The 1,952-nt window shown below is 38.1% G+C and carries 3 protein-coding genes; 1 reads left to right on the top strand and 2 read right to left on the bottom strand.

The window, feature by feature from the left end; all coding sequences use genetic code 11:
- Positions 1 to 493 precede the first annotated feature (493 nt).
- Positions 494 to 1,402 carry a hypothetical protein gene (locus ACFXKG_RS41190; protein WP_375839305.1) on the bottom strand — a complete coding sequence of 303 codons (909 nt, stop codon included), beginning with the start codon at positions 1,400 to 1,402 and terminating at the stop codon, positions 494 to 496.
- Between the two features lie 90 nt (positions 1,403 to 1,492).
- Positions 1,493 to 1,666, bottom strand: a complete 174-nt coding sequence (locus ACFXKG_RS41185; protein ID WP_375839303.1) for a hypothetical protein — start codon at positions 1,664 to 1,666, stop codon at positions 1,493 to 1,495.
- Between the two features lie 40 nt (positions 1,667 to 1,706).
- Here ACFXKG_RS41185 and ACFXKG_RS41180 point away from each other — a divergent pair.
- Positions 1,707 to 1,952, top strand: a 246-nt coding sequence (locus ACFXKG_RS41180; RefSeq protein WP_384850735.1) for a hypothetical protein, incomplete at its 3' end; no start/stop codon positions are given.

Here is a 1,952-nt window from a genome sequence, read left to right as displayed (position 1 = left end):
AGCAAGGGGTCACTCCCAATAAAAAGACTACGACATATAAAACAGGTTTAGCTTCAGAGAAAAAGAGCATAAGGAAACTCGGTGCCACCCTAAAAAAAAGGGTGTCAAACAGGCTGTGCCTGTTGAGTTTCTATGCTCTTAGAACAGGTGCCGTTTTTGAAGCCAAAGATATAGCATAGATACCCCATAGATATAGCAGGGATATACCAAAATATCTCTAGAGATACGGGTATCTATGCTATATCTCTCTACAAGATTCCTCCACACGCTTGACGGAAATGCTTCAGCATTTTAGCACTCACTCGACAGAGTGTATAAGTGCGCCATTCGGAATTTCAAAGCTTCAAATTTCACAGAGAGTGCCCATTTATACACACCCCCTAAATCGTGGTGTGACAATGGGTTCTCGCCGGCTCGAAATCGGTTTGTCATTCTGACAAATAACCCTTCGGGAAATAAAAAAAACGGCTCCATAAAGAGGAACCGTTTTGCTTCAAAAATCACGTTTTGTGTTATACTGGAGAAACGAAATTGTGTTTTCAAAATTGTCATTTTCGACATGATAACTTTTCTCGTAGTGTGGTTTTGCCGAACCCACTACTTTTTTTATGTCTCCGAACTTCATTTCTTCCCGTTCCGGCTTAACAATCCCTTTTGATTTTCGATACATATTCATTCCGGAAGGATACATGTGCAGCCGTCCGCCTTTTAAAAATTTCTTTTCCCGACCTTCTACGATCTTTGTTTGCACCTCACAGCCCTCTGAAGCCACTTTTAAGGCTGTTTCCCTGTCTTGGACATCTTCTAGGTCTATATCAGTCAAATAAGCGCTCAAATAGGCTCCTATGTTGTCTATATCCTTTAATGACTTGATTGTTACAAATCCTAAACCCCATAGACTCCTTAATTCAGCATTTTTAATATAAATCTTATCCAAATCATTAAAGCGCATTAAAACATGACAATGCCAGGCTCCACGTCCTTGTGGCTCTACCACCGATAAATAATCTATCGAACTTTCTTTCTTGTATTTATAACGCAACCTGTCGATAAAATTTTGAAAATCACTATAAAGTTTTTTCGTGTCCGTCATATTTTTCTTGTATGTCAAAGTTATATGTAATTCATTTGGCCGTCCTATAAAATTGTTATTTATCAAATAACGCAGCTTCTTAAAGGTTTGTCTCAAAGAATTATAATTTTCCTGCCGATTTTCCGAATGCTCGAACTCCCGGATCTCCCCAGTAGAGAGGTCTACAAACCTATCCTTGTCCAATTTTTTGATATTATTTTTCCGGTTCATCTTCTCCATATGCTGAACTTCAATGACGTGATTCATAGTGGTCACTTTTACAACATCATTTGGAGCTATGAAAACCGCGTCACCATTGCGTTTATCCATCCATTTCCCCTCAATTTTTCCTGTAATGTTTAATTAAAATCAAGTTAATAATAAAGAACCCCAAATCCGAAGTCAGTTTTTCAACAAAAATTAGCGTCCTTTTCCCAAATAGTCCCTATACAATTCCTTAATAGCAAACTCAATTACAGCATCTTTTGAAACTCTTCCAAATTCATTGTGTTTTGTAAAATGTTCGGCTAATAACTCTAGCTTTTTAAATGTTTCAACAGTAATTCGAGGTCCAATTTGTTTTTTCTCTTCCATCCAAACACACTCCTAACAAGTTGTTAACATAATTCTAACATTGGAAATAATAGAATTCAAGAACAGAAAAAAGAAGCACACTCGGAATGATATTTCGTTTCCTTTTGATTCCGAGCCTCCACCCCTTACAATCCCCAAAGGCAACCGACAAGGGAAAATTCGTCCCTTATCGGCACCTCCGGAAATTGTACAGCAAGGGGTCACTCCCAATAAAAAGACTACGACATATAAAACAGGTTTAGCTTCAGAGAAAAAGAGCATAAGGAAACTCGGTGCCACCCTAAAA

The organism is Streptomyces sp. NPDC059255 (assembly GCF_042752355.1).
Taxonomy (GTDB): domain Bacteria; phylum Actinomycetota; class Actinomycetes; order Streptomycetales; family Streptomycetaceae; genus Streptomyces.
This window is presented reverse-complemented; position numbering and strand designations above follow the sequence as displayed.

Coding starts and splice junctions, on each gene's coding strand:
- ACFXKG_RS41190 (WP_375839305.1), bottom strand. CDS start 1,402: ATGGATAAACGCAATGGTGACGCGGTTTTCATAGCTCCAAATGATGTT.
- ACFXKG_RS41185 (WP_375839303.1), bottom strand. CDS start 1,666: ATGGAAGAGAAAAAACAAATTGGACCTCGAATTACTGTTGAAACATTT.